Source organism: Cryobacterium sp. Sr8 (assembly GCF_004403225.1).
Classification (GTDB): Bacteria; Actinomycetota; Actinomycetes; order Actinomycetales; family Microbacteriaceae; genus Cryobacterium; species Cryobacterium psychrotolerans.
The window spans coordinates 1-18,502 of record NZ_SOHO01000008.1; the positions used below are offsets into that span (position 1 = coordinate 1).

11 protein-coding genes, 1 tRNA gene and 1 other RNA gene are annotated in these 18,502 nt (G+C 70.3%); 8 read left to right on the plus strand and 5 right to left on the minus strand.

Going from position 1 to position 18,502, the window contains the following annotated elements:
• Nucleotides 1–352 precede the first annotated feature (352 nt).
• The 4 genes from E3T54_RS00610 to narI are packed head-to-tail and all read left to right on the plus strand — an operon-like array spanning nucleotide 353 to nucleotide 7,252.
• Entirely contained in the window at nucleotides 353–4,123 is a 3,771-nt protein-coding gene (locus E3T54_RS00610; protein WP_241976981.1) for a nitrate reductase subunit alpha, read from the plus strand.
• A complete protein-coding gene (gene narH / locus E3T54_RS00615) occupies nucleotides 4,123–5,796 on the plus strand; it encodes a nitrate reductase subunit beta (RefSeq protein WP_134474128.1) in 1,674 nt (557 codons plus the stop codon). The genes E3T54_RS00610 and narH overlap by 1 nt, the downstream gene beginning before the upstream one ends.
• Nucleotides 5,793–6,476 (plus strand): nitrate reductase molybdenum cofactor assembly chaperone, encoded by a 684-nt coding sequence (gene narJ / locus E3T54_RS00620; RefSeq protein ID WP_241976982.1) that lies wholly within the window; start codon nucleotides 5,793–5,795, stop codon nucleotides 6,474–6,476. The genes narH and narJ overlap by 4 nt, the downstream gene beginning before the upstream one ends.
• Nucleotides 6,473–7,252, plus strand: a complete 780-nt coding sequence (gene narI / locus E3T54_RS00625) for a respiratory nitrate reductase subunit gamma (RefSeq protein WP_134474129.1) — start codon at nucleotides 6,473–6,475, stop codon at nucleotides 7,250–7,252. The genes narJ and narI overlap by 4 nt, the downstream gene beginning before the upstream one ends.
• A 625-nt stretch (nucleotides 7,253–7,877) precedes the next feature.
• Here the strand turns inward: narI and E3T54_RS00630 are convergent.
• The 5 genes from E3T54_RS00630 to E3T54_RS00650 all read right to left on the minus strand — a co-directional run bounded on the left by E3T54_RS00630 (nucleotide 7,878) and on the right by E3T54_RS00650 (nucleotide 13,556).
• Entirely contained in the window at nucleotides 7,878–9,191 is a 1,314-nt protein-coding gene (locus E3T54_RS00630; protein ID WP_134474130.1) for an MFS transporter, read from the minus strand.
• 394 nt (nucleotides 9,192–9,585) lie between these two features.
• The gene (locus tag E3T54_RS00635; RefSeq protein WP_241976983.1) at nucleotides 9,586–10,359 is read right to left on the minus strand and encodes a molybdenum cofactor guanylyltransferase; all 774 of its coding nucleotides are present in this window, start codon (nucleotides 10,357–10,359) and stop codon (nucleotides 9,586–9,588) included.
• A complete protein-coding gene (glp, locus tag E3T54_RS00640) occupies nucleotides 10,356–11,720 on the minus strand; it encodes a gephyrin-like molybdotransferase Glp (protein ID WP_134474131.1) in 1,365 nt (454 codons plus the stop codon). The genes E3T54_RS00635 and glp overlap by 4 nt, the downstream gene beginning before the upstream one ends.
• Nucleotides 11,721–11,723: 3 nt before the next feature.
• Nucleotides 11,724–13,181 (minus strand): ThiF family adenylyltransferase, encoded by a 1,458-nt coding sequence (locus tag E3T54_RS00645; RefSeq protein ID WP_134474132.1) that lies wholly within the window; start codon nucleotides 13,179–13,181, stop codon nucleotides 11,724–11,726.
• Nucleotides 13,182–13,468: 287 nt separating this feature from the next.
• Nucleotides 13,469–13,556, minus strand: a tRNA-Ser gene (locus E3T54_RS00650).
• Between the two features lie 312 nt (nucleotides 13,557–13,868).
• On the opposite strand from E3T54_RS00650, the gene ffs reads away from it, so the two are divergent.
• The 4 genes from ffs (at nucleotide 13,869) to E3T54_RS00670 (ending at nucleotide 18,477) form a co-directional block, all read left to right on the plus strand.
• Nucleotides 13,869–13,965, plus strand: an RNA gene (gene ffs / locus E3T54_RS00655) — signal recognition particle sRNA small type.
• A gap of 41 nt (nucleotides 13,966–14,006) precedes the next feature.
• Nucleotides 14,007–15,053 carry an ABC transporter ATP-binding protein gene (locus E3T54_RS00660; protein ID WP_134474133.1) on the plus strand — a complete coding sequence of 349 codons (1,047 nt, stop codon included), beginning with the start codon at nucleotides 14,007–14,009 and terminating at the stop codon, nucleotides 15,051–15,053.
• Nucleotides 15,046–15,843 (plus strand): ABC transporter permease subunit, encoded by a 798-nt coding sequence (locus tag E3T54_RS00665; protein WP_134474134.1) that lies wholly within the window; start codon nucleotides 15,046–15,048, stop codon nucleotides 15,841–15,843. The genes E3T54_RS00660 and E3T54_RS00665 overlap by 8 nt, the downstream gene beginning before the upstream one ends.
• 87 nt (nucleotides 15,844–15,930) lie before the next feature.
• The gene (locus tag E3T54_RS00670; RefSeq protein ID WP_134474135.1) at nucleotides 15,931–18,477 is read left to right on the plus strand and encodes a phosphoketolase; all 2,547 of its coding nucleotides are present in this window, start codon (nucleotides 15,931–15,933) and stop codon (nucleotides 18,475–18,477) included.
• Nucleotides 18,478–18,502: the final 25 nt, after the last annotated feature.

Here is an 18,502-nt window from a genome sequence, read left to right on the forward strand (position 1 = left end):
CCGGGGCTTCATGGCCATGGACAGATACCAAGTGTCCACGAAGCCGTGAGACAGCAACTGTCCACGATGTTCAGAGACAGAAGTGTCCACGATGTCGTGAGACATCACACGCGAAATGAGGGTACTTTCTCCGCAACTCAGTCAGGGCTGAGCGACCCGAACGGGCGCTGAAATATTATTCACGGTGTTTTGTGCTTGTCTCCCTCCGCGCGAGCGAGGACACTGTCGAACGACAGGGTCGTCGCCGCGGCCGTTGCGACGCCACCGGATTTCGGTAGCCCGGGATTTCAGTAACCCGGGAGTTCAGCAGCCCGGGAGTTCGGAAGTTCACCTCAGTTCCAGGGAGTGCGACGTGACAGATCGAAGCGGATCAATTTCCACCCGAACCGGGGCGAACCGAGCCGGCACAGACGGCCCCGCCACCGACGCGATCCTGAAGCTCGGGCGCTTCCTGCGCCGCGGTGAGACCTCGAGCGACCTGCGCTCGGTCTTCCACAAGGGCGGCCGCGACGCCGACTCGTTCTACCGCGACCGCTGGACCCACGACAAAGAGGTGCGCTCCACCCACGGCGTCAACTGCACCGGCTCCTGCTCCTGGAAGGTGTACGTCAAGGACGGCATCATCACCTGGGAGACCCAGCAGACCGACTACCCCACGGTCGGCCCCGACTCCCCGGAGTACGAGCCGCGCGGATGCCCCCGCGGCGCCGCGTTCAGCTGGTACACCTACTCGCCGACCCGGGTGAAGTACCCCTATGTGCGCGGCGTGCTGCTGGAGGCCTACCGCGCCGCGAAGGCGAAGACGGGCGACCCGGTGCTCGCCTGGGCCGAGGTCACCGGCAACCCGGAGACCGCCCGCGCCTACAAGAGCGCCCGCGGCAAGGGCGGCCTGGTGCGTGCGAACTGGGACGAGGCGGCGGAGATCGTCGCCGCCGCCCACGTGCACACGATCAAGACCTACGGGCCCGACCGGATCGCCGGGTTCTCGCCGATCCCGGCGATGTCGATCGTGTCGCAGGGGGTGGGCAACCGGTTCATCTCCATGCTCGGCGGCACGATGCTCTCGTTCTACGACTGGTACGCCGACCTGCCGGTCGCCTCGCCGCAGGTCTTCGGCGACCAGACCGACGTGCCGGAGTCGGCCGACTGGTGGAACTCCTCCTACCTGATCATGTGGGGCTCGAACGTGCCGGTCACCCGCACGCCCGACGCGCACTTCATGGTCGAGGCACGCTACCGCGGCCAGAAGGTCATCGCCGTCTCGCCCGACTACGCCGACAACACCAAGTTCGCCGACGAGTGGCTGGCCGTGCACCCGGGAACGGACGGCGCCCTCGCGCTGGCCATGGGCCACGTCGTGCTCACCGAGTTTCTGGTCGACCGTCGCACGCCCCGCTTCGTCGACTACATGAAGAAGTTCAGCGACTCGGCGTACCTGATCTCGCTGGTCAAGCGCGGCGACGCGTACGTTCCGGGCAAGTTCCTCACCGCCGACGCCCTGCCCGGGTCGCCGGCCGGGCTGGCCGCCGCCGCGTTCAAGCCCGTGCTGCTCGACCAGGACGGCACCGCGGTCGTGCCCAATGGGTCGATCGGCCACCGCTTCTCCGAGGCCGACGTCGGCAAGTGGAACCTCGATCTGGAGGGCGTCGACCCGCTGCTCTCGATCATGGATGCCCCGGACTATGACCGGGCCGCCGCCCTGATCGACCTGCCCCGGTTCGACCTCGCCCCGGAGACCGAAGGCGAGCAGCACGCCGGCGGCGCGGGCGTCATCCGTCGCGGCGTGCCGGTGCGCGAGGTGGCCGGCCAGCTGGTGACGACCGTCTTCGACCTGCTCCTGGCCCAGTACGCGGTCGGCCGCCCGGGTCTTCCCGGCGTCTGGCCGACCGGCTACGACGACGCGAGCTGCCCGGGCACCCCGGCCTGGCAGGAGGAGATCACCTCGGTGCCGATGCAGGCCGCCGAGCGGATCGGCCGCGAGTTCGCGCAGAACGCCGAGGATTCGGGCGGGCGCTCGATGATCCTGATGGGCGCCGGCACCAACCACTGGTTCCACTCCGACACCATCTACCGCGCCTTCCTCGCGCTGACCACCATGACCGGCTGCCAGGGCGTCAACGGCGGCGGCTGGGCGCACTACGTCGGCCAGGAGAAGGTGCGCCCGCTGACCGGCTGGGCGCAATACGCCTTCGGGCTCGACTGGGTGCGCCCGCCCCGGCAGATGATCGGGACGGGCTATTTCTACCTCGCCACCGACCAGTGGCGCTACGACGGCCTCGCCGCCGACACGCTGGCCAGCCCGCTCGGCACCGGCGCCTTCGCCGGCCGCACGACCGCCGACTGCCTGGTCGATTCGGCCAAGCGGGGCTGGATGCCCAGCTACCCCACCTTCAACCGCAACTCGCTCGACCTCGTCGACGACGCCGCGGCGGCCGGGGTCGAGCCGGCGCAGTACGTGGTCGACTCGCTCACCGACGGCAGCCTGGCCTACGCCTGCGAAGACCCGGATGCCCCGGAGAACTTCCCGCGGGTGCTCGTGATCTGGCGGGCGAACGTGATCGGCTCCTCCGGCAAGGGCAACGAGTACTTCCTCAAGCACCTGCTTGGTACGACGAGCGCGATCCGCGGGGCCGAATCGCCGCCGGAGAAACGGCCGAACACCATGAAATGGCACGAGAGCGCCCCGGAGGGAAAGCTCGACCTGATGGTCACGAGCGACTTCCGGATGACCTCGACCACGCTGTTCAGCGACGTGGTGCTGCCGCCGGCCACCTGGTACGAGAAGAACGACCTCTCGACGACGGACATGCATCCGTTCATCCACTCCTTCAACCCGGCGATCTCCCCGCCGTGGCAGGCGAAGACCGACTTCGACATCTTCCACATCCTGGCGAAGAAGATCTCGGAGATGTCGGTGGGGCATCTGGGCGTGCGGCAGGACCTCGTGGCCACCCCGCTGCTGCACGACACCCCCGACGCGATGGCCACCCCGCACGGGATCGTGCGGCACGACCAGCCGCTCGTGCCCGGCGTGACGATGCCGAAACTCGTCGTGGTCGAACGCGACTACCCGGCCTTCGCCGAGATGCTCGGCGCGCTCGGCCCGCTGACCGAGAAACTCGGCATGGTCACCAAGGGCGTGAAGTTCACCCCCGACGTCGAGGTCGCCTACCTCGGCACGAAGAACGGCCTGGTCGAGTCGGGCACGGCCGTCGGCCGGCCGAAACTGACCACCGCCATCCACGCCTGCGAGATGGTGCTCGCCCTCTCCGGCACGACCAACGGCCGGCTCGGCACGCAGGGCTTCCGGCAGCTGGAGAAACGCACCGGCATGAAGCTCGCGCACCTCGCCAGCGACAACGAGGGCCGGCGCTTCTCCTACCCGGATGTTCAGGGCGCGCCGGTGCCGGTGCTCACCTCCCCGGAGTGGTCGGGGAGCGAGCACGGCGGGCGCCGCTACAGCGCCTTCACGATCAACGTGGAGCACCTCAAGCCCTGGCACACCCTCACCGGGCGGCAACACTTCTACCTCGACCACGACTGGATGATCGAGCTCGGCGAACAGCTGCCGATCTTCCGGCCGCCGCTGGACATGCACCGCCTGTTCAACGACTCGATCGTCGGGTCCACGGCTCCCACCGGCGCGACCGGGTCGGCCGGCCGCGCGGAGGTGGCCGTGCGCTACCTCACCCCGCACTCGAAGTGGTCGATCCACTCCGAGTACCAGGACAACCTGATGATGCTCTCGCTCTCCCGCGGCGGACCGACCATCTGGATGTCGCCGCTCGACGCCGACAAGATCGGCGTGCGCGACAACGAGTGGATCGAGTCCTACAACCGCAACGGCGTCGTCGTGGCCCGGGCGATCGTCTCGCACCGGATGCCGGAGGGCACGGTGTACATGTACCACGCGAAGGATCGCACGATCAACGTGCCGATCGCCGAGACGAGCGGACAGCGGGGCGGCACGAACAACTCGCTCACCCGCATCCTGCTGAAGCCCAGCCACCTGATCGGCGGCTACGCCCAGCTGTCGTTCGCCTTCAACTACCTCGGTCCGACCGGGAACCAACGAGACGAGGTCACCGTGATCCGTCGTCGCAGCCAGGAAGTGGTCTACTAATGCGCGTCATGGCCCAGATGTCGATGATCATGAATCTCGACAAGTGCATCGGCTGTCACACCTGTTCGGTCACCTGCAAGCAGGTGTGGACCAACCGCACCGGCGTCGAATACGTGTGGTTCAACAACGTGGAGACCCGGCCGGGCGTGGGCTATCCGCGCCGGTACGAGGACCAGGAGAAGTGGAAGGGCGGCTGGGCCAGGAACAAGCGCGGACGGCTGAGCCTGCGCGGCGGCGGTCGGCTGAAGAAACTGATGAACATCTTCAACAACCCCGACCTGCCCGGCATCGACGACTACTACGAGCCGTGGACCTACGACTACGACATGCTCACGAAGGCCCCGCTGAGCACGCAGAGCCCCGTCGCCCGGCCGAAGTCGCTGCTCACCGGCAAGAACATGGACATTAAATGGTCGGGCAACTGGGACGACAACCTCGGCGGCTCGCAGGAGACTGCCGCCGAAGACCCGATCCTGGCGACCATGAGCGAGCACGTGAAGATGGAGTTCGAAGAGACCTTCATGTTCTACCTGCCGCGCATCTGCGAGCACTGCCTGAACCCCTCCTGCGTCGCCGCCTGCCCCTCCGGCGCGATGTACAAGCGCGAGGAAGACGGCATCGTGCTCGTCGACGAAGACGGATGCCGCGGCTGGCGCATGTGCGTGTCCGCCTGCCCGTACAAGAAGGTCTACTTCAACCACAAGACCGGCAAGGCCGAGAAGTGCACGCTCTGCTACCCGCTGATCGAGCAGGGCAAGCCGACGATCTGCTCGGAGACCTGCGTGGGCCGGCTGCGTTACCTCGGCCTGATGCTCTACGACGCCGACGCGGTGCTCTCGGCGGCGTCGATCGAGAACGACCACGACCTGCTCGAGGCGCAGCGCGGCGTGTTCCTCGACCCGCACGACCCGGCGGTCATCGCCGCGGCCACGGCAAACGGGATCGCCGACGACTGGATCCTCGCCGCGCAGAACAGCCCGATCTACAAGATGATCTCCGAATACAAGATCGCGCTGCCGCTGCATCCGGAGTACCGCACGATGCCGATGGTCTGGTACATCCCGCCGCTGTCGCCGGTGGTCGACGTGATCAAGAGCACCGGCAGCGACGGCGAGGACGCGCGCACCCTGTTCGCGGCGATCGACAAGCTGCGCATCCCGGTGGAGTACCTGGCCGGGCTGTTCACCGCCGGCGACGTGGTTCCGGTCGAGGCGTCGCTGCGGAAGCTCGCCGCGATGCGCTCGTACATGCGCGACATCAACCTCGGCGGGGAGCCGGACGAGGCGATCGCGGCATCCGTGGGCATGACCGGCACCGAGATGCAGGCGATGTACCGGCTGCTGGCGATCGCCAAGTACGAGGACCGGTACGTGATCCCGGCGGCGCACCTGGAGACGGCGCGGGAGCTCGAGGAGCTGGCCTGCTCGCTCGACACCGACGGCGGGCCGGGGATGGGCGGGCCGGGCGCGGATGCGTCGCATGCGCGGGGCCCGTACGCGAAGACCCCGGGGATGCCGCTGAACTCGACCGTGGACAATTACAACGAGATGCGCGGGGAGACCGGTGAGAAGACCAAGCCGACCACGCCCGGGCGGCTGAACCTGCTCAACTGGACCGGCGGCGCCGTGCCGCCGGGCATGTTCCCGCCGAAGGATTCGGGGGCCCCGGCGTGAAGCTCCTCCCGGCGCGGAAGGTCGCGGCGCTCGCGCTGTCGAAGACGGATGCCGCCGTCGCGCACATGGCGGCGTCGATCCTGCTCGACTATCCGAGCGAGGAGCGTCGGGCGCGCTTTCCGGTTGTGGCCGAGTCGGTGACGCGGCTGCCGCATCCGCTGCGCACCGCGTTCGAAACGTTCCTGTCGGCCGCGGATGCGATGGGCCGGCAGGAGCTGGAGGTGCACTTCATCCAGACCTTCGACACCAAACGCAAATGCTGCCCGTACCTGAGCTACTACGCCGCCGGCGACACGAGAAGGCGCGGCATGGCGCTCGTGCGCTTCGTCGAGGCGTACCGCGCGGCCGGCTGGGAGCCGGCTGCGGACGAGCTGCCCGACTACCTGCCGATGGTGCTCGAGTTCTCGGCGCTCTCGGACTCGCCGATCGCGCGGGAGCTGCTGTCCGCCCATCGCGACGGCATCGAGGTGCTGCGCACCGCGCTGGAAACGATCTCCAGCCCGTACGCGCATGTGCTGGAGGCCGTGTCGCTGTCGCTGCCGAAGATCGACGAGGAGACGCGGAAGCGCTACCTGGCCCTGGTCAACGAGGGGCCGCCCACCGAGACGGTCGGCCTGACCTTCCTCGGCAACCTGGCGCCGTTCGGGGCGACCGCATCAAGCGAGGGAGCACGGCGATGAACACCTGGGACATCCTGCTCTGGGTCGCGTTCCCGTACGTGGCGATGGCGGTCTTCGTGGTCGGGCACATCCTGCGCTACCGCTTCGACCAGTTCGGCTGGACCTCGCGGTCGAGCCAGACCTACGAGAATCGGCTGCTGCGCTGGGGCTCGCCGATGTTCCATTACGGCATCCTGATGGTCTTCGGCGGGCACGTCGTGGGCCTGCTCGTGCCGAAGGCGTGGCTGGAGTTCTTCGGGGTCACCGAGCACTGGTACCACCTCGGGGCCACCTGGCTGGGCACGGTGGCTGCGGTTCTCACGATCGCCGGCATCGTGCTGCTGCTGATCCGCCGCCGGCTGACCCCCCGGGTGATGCTGGCGACGACGGTGATGGACAAGACGATGTACCTGTTGCTCGCGCTGGTGATCGGCTTCGGCACGCTGGCGACCGTGATGTACCAGATCTTCGGCGCGGGCTACGACTACCGCGGCACGATCTCGCCGTGGATCCGGGGGCTGCTCATCCTGCAGCCGGACCCGTCGCTGATGGCCAACGTGCCGTTCTTCTTCCAGCTGCACGTGCTCGCGGCGACCGCCCTGTTCCTGCTCTGGCCGTTCACCCGGCTGGTGCACGTGTTCTCGGCGCCGCTCGGCTACATCGTGCGCCCGTACATCGTCTACCGATCCCGCGACGCGCACACTGTCGGCTCGGGCTCCCGGGGCCCTCGCCGCGGCTGGGAAAAGAGCGAGCGCCCCGCCGCCCCCACCCGCACCCGCCAGCGCACCCCCCGCTAGCCGCCCCGCCTCCGCCCCCGCCTCCCCCTCCGCCCCCACCCGCCGCGCCCGCTCGCCGCCTCCACCAACCGCACCCCGCCACTCTCCCCGCGTGAGGGGTCGCATATCGACCTTCGTTGGCCCCGGGAAGGTCGATTTGCGACCCCTCACGGGCGGTTGGGCCGGGTTGGGTGAGTCGGCCGCGGGTCGCGCCGCGCGGGTGTGTGGCGAACTCAGGAGAATCGGGGACGCCGCTGTAGCGCACCGCGGGATTCCAGGGCTGTCGGGCCGGCGCGGCACGGATCTCCGGAGTTGGCCCCCGCCGGGAGCCGGCAGGAGTCGGCAGGAGCCACGGGAGCCGGCAGGAGCCACGGGAGTCGGCCGGAGTCGGCGGGAGCCGGCAGGAGCCACGGGAGTCGGCCGGAGTCGGCGGGAGCCGGCAGGAGCCACGGGAGCCGGCAGGGGCCGGCCGGCGCCACAGGAGCACCAGGAGCCCGCGCTGGCGGGGCGTGCCACATGCGTGAGGGCTCGCCGGTACCAGCATCCGGCGCCGCACCCTGATCTCACCCGGTGAGGGGTCGCAAATCGACCTTCGTTGGGCCCGGGAAGGTCGATATGCGACCCCTCACGGCGTGATTTGGGCGGGTCAGCCGGGGTTCGGGGCGCCGGGACGGGCGTAGAAGAACCAGGCGAGGCCGGTGCAGAACGCACACCAGACGGCGCAGCCGATGAAGAAGGCCGTCGGGCTGACGGCCGTGAGCGCCATACCCACGATGAACGGGCCGAAGGCCGCGATCGCGGCCGTCCATCCGATGGCCCCGCCGGCCTGACGCTTGGGGAAGATCATCGGCATCTGCTTGAACGTACCGGCGTTGGCCAGCCCCGCGAAGAAGAAGATGATGAGCATCCCGATGAGGAATCCCCAGAACTGGTCGACGCTCGTTGGTCTGAGGAAGAAGATTGTGATGACTGTCCCGACTGTCATCCCCACCCCGCCGATGAACGTGAAGATCGCCCCGCCCCATTTGTCGCAGAGGGGGCCGGCACCGGCCCGCACGAGCGCCCCCATGGCCGGCCCGATGAAGGCGAAGGCGAGCGGGTCGGGCGCGTTCTCGAAGTCGCCGTAGATGCTGAGGATCATCAGCCCCATCTGGGCGGCGAGCCCGCTGAACGCGCCGAAGCTCATCAGGTAGATGGCCGTCATGATCCAGGTGTGCTTGATCCTGAAGATGTCCGTCTGCTGCCGGAAGTTTGCCTTGATCGGCACCCGGCGCAGGTAGAAGAGGGACAGCCCGACGGCGAGCAGCACCCAGGGGACGAGCACGAGTCCGCCGTTGTGCAGCCAGACGAACTGTCCTTCGGCGGTGCTCTGCGGGGTGAGCGCGGCCGTGCCGAGCAGGCCGAAACCGACGATCCACGGCGTGAGCACCTGGATCAGGCCGATGCCGAAGTTGCCCAGGCCGGCCTGCAGGCCGAGCGCCGTTCCAGCCAGGCGCTTGGGGAAGAAATAACTGGTGGATGCCATCAGCCCGGAGAAGCTGCCGCCGCCGACGCCGGCCGCGAAGGCCAGCGCGAGCAGAACCCAGTAGGGGGTCGAGGTGTCCCGGGCGGCCAGCGTCCAGCCGAGCATGGGCAGCAGCAGCAGCGCGGATGACATCGCGACCAGGGCGCGGGTGCCGATCAGCGGGGGGAGGAACATGAAGACCAGCCGCAGCAGGCCGCCGGCGAGCCCGGGGACGGCGACGAGCCAGTACAGCTGCTCCTGGGTGAGGTCGTAGCCGATGTCGTTCAGCCGCGGGGCGATCGCACTGACGAGGTACCAGGTGGCGAAGCCGAGCAGCATGCAATACGTGGTGATCCACAGCGTGCGCCAGGCGAGCCTGGAATCCCAGGTCGCTTCGTTCTCCGGGTCCCAATTCGAGAGGTCGGAGCTGAGAGTGGACGTTACTGCAGGCGTCATGTGCGTCCTCGCCGTCAACGCGATCGGGCGCGGGGGCCCGCTTGAGTGTCAGCATGGCGGGTCCGCATGGCCGTGGCAAGCAAGGAACGCCGTGAAAAATGCACTCGTGTGACAGAACCGTGGGAAACGGCAGGTTTGGGCCCCCTGAAACGCCGCTTGCCCGGGCTTTCGTCGCGCCCGCGGTTCATAACTCCGCCAGATCCGCGGCGATCGCCGCAGCAACCCCGTGATTCCGCGGGTTCAGGGCGCGCGCCTGAATTTTTGGCGGAGTTATGCGCAGACGGCGTACCAAACTGCGAAGATTCCGGTCGCGGAACGCCAGGGGCGGCGCCGTTCGGCGGATGCGCTACCCGATCCCGAGATTCTCCGCAGTTGGGAACCGCACCGCGGAGGACTACCCGCAGGCGGGGCCGGATGCGGCGGCGTCGGATCCGGGTGCCGGCGGGTTCGCTGGTGTGTTCGCCGGCGAGGCCAGGAGCACCTCGGTGGCGGCGACAGCCTGCCAGGTGTCGACGTCCTTCCCGGCGTTCGAGTCGTCGCGGATGCCGCGGAGCCTGAAACCGGCGAGCAGGTCGCGCATGCGCGCCCCGCGCACGTCGGCGTCGGCGCGCCGCACGGCCGCGCGGAGGGCGGACGCCCGGTACAGGCCGGCGAGCCACTGGTCCCGGCCGTCGGCGTCGACGAGGTGGATGCCGTCGAGCGCGTCGGGCGCGCCGGCGTCGGCTGGGGCATCGGCAGCGTCTTCCGCCGCGTCGAGCAGGATGCGCGCGGCATCCGCAGCCCAGGGCAGGTCGCAGGCCAGCAGCAGCACCCAGTCGGCGGTCGGGGCTGCCGCGTCGGCGCCGGCCGCCGCGTCGCGTTCGAGCGCGGCCAGGCCGGCCGCGACGCCGGCCGCGGGCCCGCCGAGGGGCGGATCCTCGAGCGCCCAGAGCACCTCTGCGGCGGCGGCCCCGGCGGCCGGCCGGCTGGATTCGGGCCCGACGACGACGGTGCGCGCGGTCAGGGCGCGGGCATCGAGCGCGCGGGAGAGCAGCGTGCGTCCGGCGATCGTGACCGCCGCCTTGTCCACGCCGCCGAGCCGGCTGCCGCTGCCGCCGGCGAGCACGATCAGGTCGGGCACGACCCCAGCGGCCACGACCCCCGCGGGCACGACCCCGTCGCGCCTCATGACGTGAGCATGACCGTGACGAGGTCGCCGGCGGCCACCAGGGTGACATCCTCCGGCACGATGGCCAGCCCGGTCGCCTGGCCGAGCCCGGCGACGAGGTGCGAGCCCGAGCCGCCGGAGGTGGCCCGGCGCACCCGGGTCAGCGCGCCGTCACGCTCCACGGTGACCGGCATGTACTGGGCCCGGCCGGACGGCGACGTCCAGCCGTCGGCCACGGTCGCGGTCACGGTGGGCCGGTGCAGGTCGGTGTGGCCCTGCATCCGGCGCAGCGCCGGCCGCACGAACACCTCGAACGAGACGTAGGCGCTCACCGGGTTGCCGGGCAGGGCGAAGATGACCGGCCCGGGAGAGCCGTCCGGTCCGGGCATCCAGCGGCCGAAGCCCTGGGGCTTACCCGGCTGCATCCTGACCGGCCCGAAACGCATCGTGCCGAGTGGGGCGAGCACCGCCTTGACCACGTCGTAGGCCCCGACGCTGACGCCGCCGGAGAGCACGAACGCGTCCACCAGTCCGGCCTGCGCGGCCAGCAACTCGCGGAGTGCGTCTTCGTCGTCGGCCACGGAGCCGAGGCGAACCGGCACCCCGCCGGCCTCCGCGACGGCGGCGGCGAGCAGGAAGGAGTTGGAATCGGGGATCTGCCCGCGCCCGGTGGCCTGGCCGGGCGGCACGAGCTCGCTGCCGGTCGAGATCACGGCCACTCGCGGGGCCGGATGCGCCGAAACGGTTCCCGCCCCGGCGCTCGCCGCTGCGGCCAGCCGCGTCGGCCCCATCCGCACGCCGGCCACGAGCACGGTGTCGCCCGCGCGCACGTCCTCGCCGGCTCGGCGCAGGTGCGCGGAGGGCACTGGCGCCCGCACGATGGTGACCGTGTCGGTGCCGCGGTCGGTGTCTTCGATCGGCACCACGGCATCCGCGCCATCGGGCATGGGCGCCCCGGTCATGATCCGGGCGACCTGGCCGGGCCCGATCCGAGGGTTGTCGGCGGTGCCGGCGGCGAGGTCGGCGATCACGGGGAGGCTCACCGGCGCCGCGGCGGAGGCCTCTTGCACATCGACCCGCCGCACGGCGTAACCGTCCATGGCCGAATTGTCGAACGGGGGAATGTCGGTGGCGCTGCGGATGTCCTCGGCCAGCACCAGGCCGCGCGCCTCGTCGAGGGTCACGCGAGCCGGGGGCAGGGGCGCCACGGTTGCCAGCACGGCGCCCTGCTGTTCGGCGACGCTGCGGGCGGATGCCGGAATCGCGCAGTCATCCGCGGGGGTGGGGTGCGCTTGTTCGTGGTCGCGGCCGTGCGGATGCGCGTCGCCGCGCCGGCCCTCGTGCTCGTGTTCATGGCTGGCGTTGTGCTCGTGGCCGGTCATGTCTCAGCCCTGGGCCGGGGCGGGCTGGGACGTCAGGGCGTCGGCCCATTCGCTGCCGCGGCCGGGGGCGGTGCCGCCGGCGACGGCGTCGTCCCAGGCGACGATTCCGCCGGAGAGCACCGACACGTCGGTGAAGCCCGCGTCGCGGAGGGCGGTCGCGGCGCGGTCGGCCCGGGTTCCGCGGTGGCAGTGCACCACGAGCGAGATGTCGCGGGGGAGCTCTTTCCGGCCCTCCGCTGTGAGGATCCGGTCGAGCGGCAGCAGCAGGGAGCCCGGGACGGCGCTCTCGGCGTGCTCGGCGGGCTCGCGCACATCGACGACGAGCAGGGCGTCCGTGCCGGCCGCGAGTGCCGTCATCCGTTCGACGAGCTCGACCGGGGAGAGCGTGGGCAGGGCGGCTCCGGCGGCGGGCACGGCTCCGACGGCGGGCACCGCTCCGACGGTCGGCACGGCCGGCATCGCGCAGGCCGCGGGCACGCCCGTGCCGAGTAGCGGGGTTTCGGTGAACCGACCGGACAGAGCGTCGATGACCAGGCGGCGTCCGAGCAGCGGCTCGGCAATGCCGGTGATGAGCTTGATCGCCTCGCCGGCCATAAGCGATCCGACCTGGCCGCAGAGCGCGCCGAGCACGTCGGCATCGGGGAAGACCGGTCGTTCGCCCGGTGCGGGCGGGGCCGGGTAGAGGTCGCGTAGGTGAACGCCGGTGACGTCGCTGCCGGCGGGAGGGTGGGCCCAGAAGGCCGACAGCTGGGCGTCGCCGCGCAGCACGGATGCCCAGACCAGCGGCAGTCCGAGGGCCGCGCAGGTGTCGTTGGCGAGGAACGGCGCGGGGAAGTCGTCGGCGCAATCGATCACGAGGTCGTAGCCGGCGAGGATCTCGAACGCGTTGGCCGGGGTGAGACGGCCGGGGTGACGGATGATGTCGGCCTCCGGTGCGGCCTCGGCGGCGAGCTCGGCCACCCCGTCGGCAGCGGCGTCGGCGGGGGTCTCGGCCGGGGCATCCTTCGCCGGTTCCGCCGCGTGGCGACCGGCTCGCCTGCTGGGCTGCGCCGGCGCGACTGCGGGCGCGGGGGCGGGCCCGGACGCGGATGCGGACTCGGATCCGGGCGCCGCCTCGGTGGCAGAAGCGCGTGCGGACACCGGTGCGAACTCGAGCACCGAGTCGCGTGCAGACACGGGCGCAAGCGCGGTGTTGCCCCCGGTGTTCGGTTCAGTGTTCGGGTCAAGCTCAATCTCGATGTCGTCGGCGGCGACGATCCCGATCGTGCCGACCCCGGCGGAGGCCAGGTTGCGCACGGCGGGAGATCCGAGCCGTCCGGCTCCGAGGACGAGCACGCGGGCGCTGGCCAGCCGGCGGCGGTCGATCTCGGTGAGCGGGGGAAGCCCGCGCTGGCGGACGGTGCGTGCGGACTCGGCGGCGCTGAGCTCGGCGCCCGGCTCGACAAGGGGAGAAATCGTCATACCCCCACGCTACGGCGTGCGGCTGGGGCCTGCCCGATCGCCCGCCCGCCATTTGCCTCCGCCGGCAACTGAGTCGCGGACAAAGTACCTTCCCCGCGCTAACGAAGGTGCTTTCTCCGCAACTCAACGTGGCGCGGCCGTCCCACCCTCCGCGAAACCGCAGTTGTGCGCGTTCTGAGCGTGGTTTAGCGCGCACAACTGCAGTTTCGCGGGGACTACGTGGCGGAGAGTGGGGGATTCGAACCCCGCGAGTGGGCGCTGTACTTTCACCCAACACGCTTTTGCTTTGGCGGAGAATGGGGGATTCGAACCCCCGAGGGCTTTCACCCAACACGCTTTCCAAGCGTGCGCCATAGGCCACTAGGCGAATTCTCCTGGCCGGCCGATCCTCGGAGAGAGGAACGGCACCAGAGAATCTTACCTGTTTCCGGAGGCCGTTTCCGCCGCATGCCGCCGCGCCGGTTCGTTTGGCCGTCCCGGAGCTCCTCGAGGGCCGTCCCGGGGCCCCTGAAAGCCGCACGCGAGCCTCGCGCAGGCCGCACGCGAGCCACGCGAGGGCCGCACGCGAGCCTCGCGCAAGCCCCACGCGCCCCCCGCGGATGCCGCACCGAAGGCCGAACTCGCACGTCGCGACCGCCGGCACGCGCGACCGGTTTGGGCTGCCGCGCTTGTCCCGCCTAAACTAAGGGCGGCTCCTCGCGTGGCGCTATCTCAGCCAACTCCCCCAGGACGGAAACGTAGCAAGGGTAACTGGGCTCTGGTGGGTGCGCGAGGAGTCATTTTTGTGCCCTTCTGGCCCGCCAGCGCCGGTGTCATGATGTCGGCGTGACTCTCCCGACATCCTCCAGCGACTACGCCGTCGAGACCCGAGGCCTGGTGAAACGCTTCGGCCGCACCGTCGCGCTGGCGGGCATCGACCTGGCCATTCCGACCGGCTGCGTCTTCGGCGTGATCGGCCCCAACGGGGCGGGCAAGACCACCCTGATGCGGCTGCTGCTGGACATCATCCGTCCGACGTCGGGCGAGATCCGCGTGCTCGGCGTCTCGCCGCGCGCGGGAGGGTCGGACCTCCGCAGCCGGATCGGCTTCCTCCCCGGGGAGCTTCACCTGCAGAGCGGGCTCACCGCCAGAAGGCTGCTGAACGACTTCGCGTCGATCAGCGGCCCGGTGGAGCCCGGCCGCATCGACGAGCTGGCGGCGACCCTCGGGCTCGACCTCGACGAGCGCGTTCGCCGGCTGTCCAAGGGCAACGAGCAGAAGCTCAGCCTGATCCAGGCCTTCATGCACCGCCCGCGGCTGCTCGTTCTCGACGAGCCCACCAGCGGCCTCGACCCGCTGGTGCAGCAGCAGTTCCAGGCCATGGCCCGCGAAGCCACCGCCAACGGCCAGACCATATTCCTCAGTTCGCATGTGCTGAGCGAGGTGCAGGATGCCGCCGACTCGGTGGCCATCCTCCGCCAGGGCAGTGTCGTGAAGACCGCCACCGTGGCCGAACTGCGGGAGTCCGCCGTCCGCCACGCGCGGATCGTCACCGTCGGGCTGTCGGAGACGGAGGTCGCCCTGCGCGTGGCCGGGATCCCCGGCGTCGGTCGTCTGGACACCCGCCGGCTTTCCCCCGGCCCGGAAACCCGCCCGGGAACCCGCCCGGGAACCCGCGCGGAAACCGGCGCGGAAACCGGCCCGGTCATCGAGTGCCGGGCAACCCTCAGCGGGGCGGTCGGGCCGTTCGTGGCCGCCGTCGCCGGGCTGCCGCTGCAGGACCTCGTGATCGAGGAACCCAACCTCGAGGAGGCCGTGCTGACTCTCTATGCGGAGTCGGACACCGAACCCCCGACCGAACCCCCGTCGTCGGACCGCGCGGGCCATGTCTAGCTCCCTGCCCCTCTTCGCCAAGGTGGCCAGGGACACCTGGCCCGGGCTTGTCGGCTGGGCTGCGGCCATCGCCGGCACGACGCTCGTCTACCTGCCGCTGCACCGCTCGTTCGGCGACGCGAGCATCGCCCAGGTCATCGAAAGCATGCCGCAGGCCCTGATCAAGGCCCTGAATTACGACCTCATGGCCTCCGGCCCGGGCTACGTCCAGGCCACGATTTACGGCCTGCTGGGGTTCGCGTTCCTGACCATCGCGGCGGTCGGCTGGGGCGGACAGGCCGTCGGCGGCGACGAGGAGGCCGGCCGGCTCGAACTCACCCTGGCCCACGCGGTCTCCCGCAGCCGGGTCGTGCTCGAGCGGGCCCTGGCGATGACCCTCAAGGTGATCATCCTCGCCGGCGTCACCCTCGCCCTCGTGCTGGCGCTGAACGGCCCGTCGGATCTCGGCATCGACGTCGGCAACGCGCTGGAGACATCCGTCATCTTTGCCGCGCTGGCCCTGCTGCCGGCCACGATGGCGCTGTGCGTGGGGGCATGGACCGGTCGCCGCGTGCCGGCGCTCGTCGCGGGGGCCGCCGTCGCGGTGCTCGGCTACACGCTCAACGCCCTCGGCAACCAGGACGACAACCTCGAATGGATGCACACGCTCTCCCCGTACCACTGGGCCTACGGCAACCAGCCGCTGATCAACGGGGTCGACTGGGGAGGGTTCGCCCTGCTGGCCGGCCTCAGCGCCCTGCTCGTCGCGCTCGCCGTGGTGGGGCTGAACCGCCGGGACGTCTCCGTCTGACCGACGCGCGCCCTTTCCCGCCGGGCAGGGTCGTCCCTAGGATGGCGGGGCAGGGCTCACGCGTTGCACGATGACCGAAGGGACTCCATGTCTTCCCCGTTCACAGCTTCCACCCCGCCTTCCCCCGGCGCTTCCGCCCCCGGAACCCCCGGCGCTTCCACCCCCGGAACCCGCGGCGCTTCCGCCCCAGCTTCCACCCCCTGGCCGACCCGGCAGCCGGCGCCCCTCGACGACGCGGCGCTCGCCGGCCTCGACGCGTTCTGGCGGGCCGCCAACTACCTCTCGGTCGGCCAGATCTACCTGCTCGACAACCCGCTGCTGCGTGAGCCGCTCACCGCGGAACACGTCAAACGTCGCCTGGTCGGGCACTGGGGCACGACCCCCGGCCTCAACTTCCTCTACGCGCACCTGAACCGGGTCATCCGGGAGCGCAGCCAGAGCACCCTCTACGTCACCGGCCCCGGCCACGGCGGCCCCGGCCTGGTCGCGAGCGCCTGGCTCGACGGCACCTACTCCGAGGTGTACTCCGACATCGACCAGAGCGTCGACGGGATGCGGCGGCTGTTCCGCCAGTTCTCCTTCCCCGGCGGCATCCCGAGCCACGTCGCGCCGGAGACGCCGGGTTCGATCCACGAGGGCGGCGAGCTCGGTTACGCCCTCAGCCACGCGTATGGCGCGGCCTTCGACAACCCGGATCTGCTCGTCGCCGCCGTGGTCGGCGACGGCGAGGCCGAGACCGGGCCGCTGGCCACCAGCTGGCACTCGAACAAGTTCGTCAACCCGCTGCAGGACGGCGTCGTGCTGCCGATCCTTCACCTCAACGGCTACAAGATCGCCAACCCCACCGTGCTCGCCCGCATCCCCGAGTCGGAGCTGCTCGAGCTGATGCGCGGCTACGGGCACCAGCCGCACATCGTCTCCGGCGGCTTCGACGGCGAAGACCCGATGATCGTGCACCAGCGGATGGCGCAGACCCTCGACCTGGTGCTCAACGAGATCGCCGCGATCAAGCTTCGCGCCGCGGCCGGCGACACCGAGCGTCCGCGCTGGCCCATGATCATCCTGCGCACGCCGAAGGGCTGGACCTGCCCGCCCGTCATCGACGGCGTGCAGGTCGAGGGCACCTGGCGGGCGCACCAGGTGCCGCTCGCCAACGCCCGCGACACCGAGGCGCACACCGCGCTGCTGGAGAACTGGATGGCCTCCTACCGCCCGGAGGAACTCTTCGACGAGTCCGGGGCGCCGAGCAAGCAGATCTCGGCCCACGCCCCCGGCGGCGACCTGCGGATGAGCGCGAACCCGGTCGCCAACGGCGGCGTGCTCCGCCGCGACCTGCGCCTGCCGGACTTCCGCGACTACGCCGTCGACGTGCCCTCGCCGGGCGCGACCGTCGGCGAGGCCACCCGGGTGCTCGGCACCTGGCTGGCCGACGTCATCCGTGACAATCCCGACAACTTCCGCATCTTCGGGCCGGATGAGACGGCGTCGAACCGTCTCGCGCCGGCGGTCTACGAGGCGACCGACAAGCAGTGGGGCGCGCAGCTGCTGCCCGGCGACACGAACCTGGCCCGCGCCGGCCGGGTGATGGAGATGCTCAGCGAGCACCAGTGCCAGGGCTGGCTCGAGGGCTACCTGCTCACCGGGCGCCACGGCCTGTTCAACTGCTACGAGGCCTTCATCCACATCATCGACTCGATGTTCAACCAGCACGCGAAGTGGCTGGGGGTCAGCCGCGAGATCCCGTGGCGCCGCCCGGTGTCGAGCCTGAACTACCTGCTCAGCTCGCACGTCTGGCGCCAGGACCACAACGGCTTCTCGCACCAGGACCCCGGCTTCGTCGACCACGTAGTCAACAAGAGTTCGGATGTCGTGCGCGTCTATTTCCCGTTCGACGCGAACACCCTGCTCTCCACCTACGACCACTGCCTGCGCAGCGTCGACTACGTCAACGTCGTCGTCGCCGGCAAGCAACCCGGCCCGAACTGGCTGACCATGGACCAGGCGATCGCGCACTGCAGCCGCGGCGCCGGCATCTTCGACTGGGCCGGCACCGAAGAGCCGGGGTCCGAGCCGGATGTCGTGCTCGCCGCCACCGGCGACGTGCCGACCCTCGAGGTGCTCGCCGCCGCATCCATCCTGCGCGAACGGATGCCCGAGCTCAAGGTGCGCGTCGTCAACGTCGTCGACCTGATGGTGCTCCAGTCGGAGAGCGAGCATCCGCACGGGATGAGCGACCGCGAGTTCGACTCCATCTTCACCACCGACAAGCCGATCATCTTCGCCTACCACGGCTACCCGTGGCTGATCCACCGGCTCACCTACCGCCGCACCGGGCACGACAACCTGCATGCGCGCGGGTACAAGGAGAAGGGCACGACCACGACCCCGTTCGACATGGTCATGCTCAACGACCTCGACCGCTACCACCTGGTCATCGACGTGATCGACCGGGTGCCGGGGCTCGGCGCCCGCGCCGGGATGCTCCGGCAGGAGATGCAGGATGCCCGGGTGCGCGCCCGGCAGTACACCCGCGACTTCGGCGAAGACATCCCCGAGGTCACCGAGTGGACCTGGCAAGGCGCCGGTCCGGAGGCCGCGGGCACGTCCGATGCCACGGGCGGGGACAACACCTAGCCTGACGCTCTCCCTCCCTCCCTCC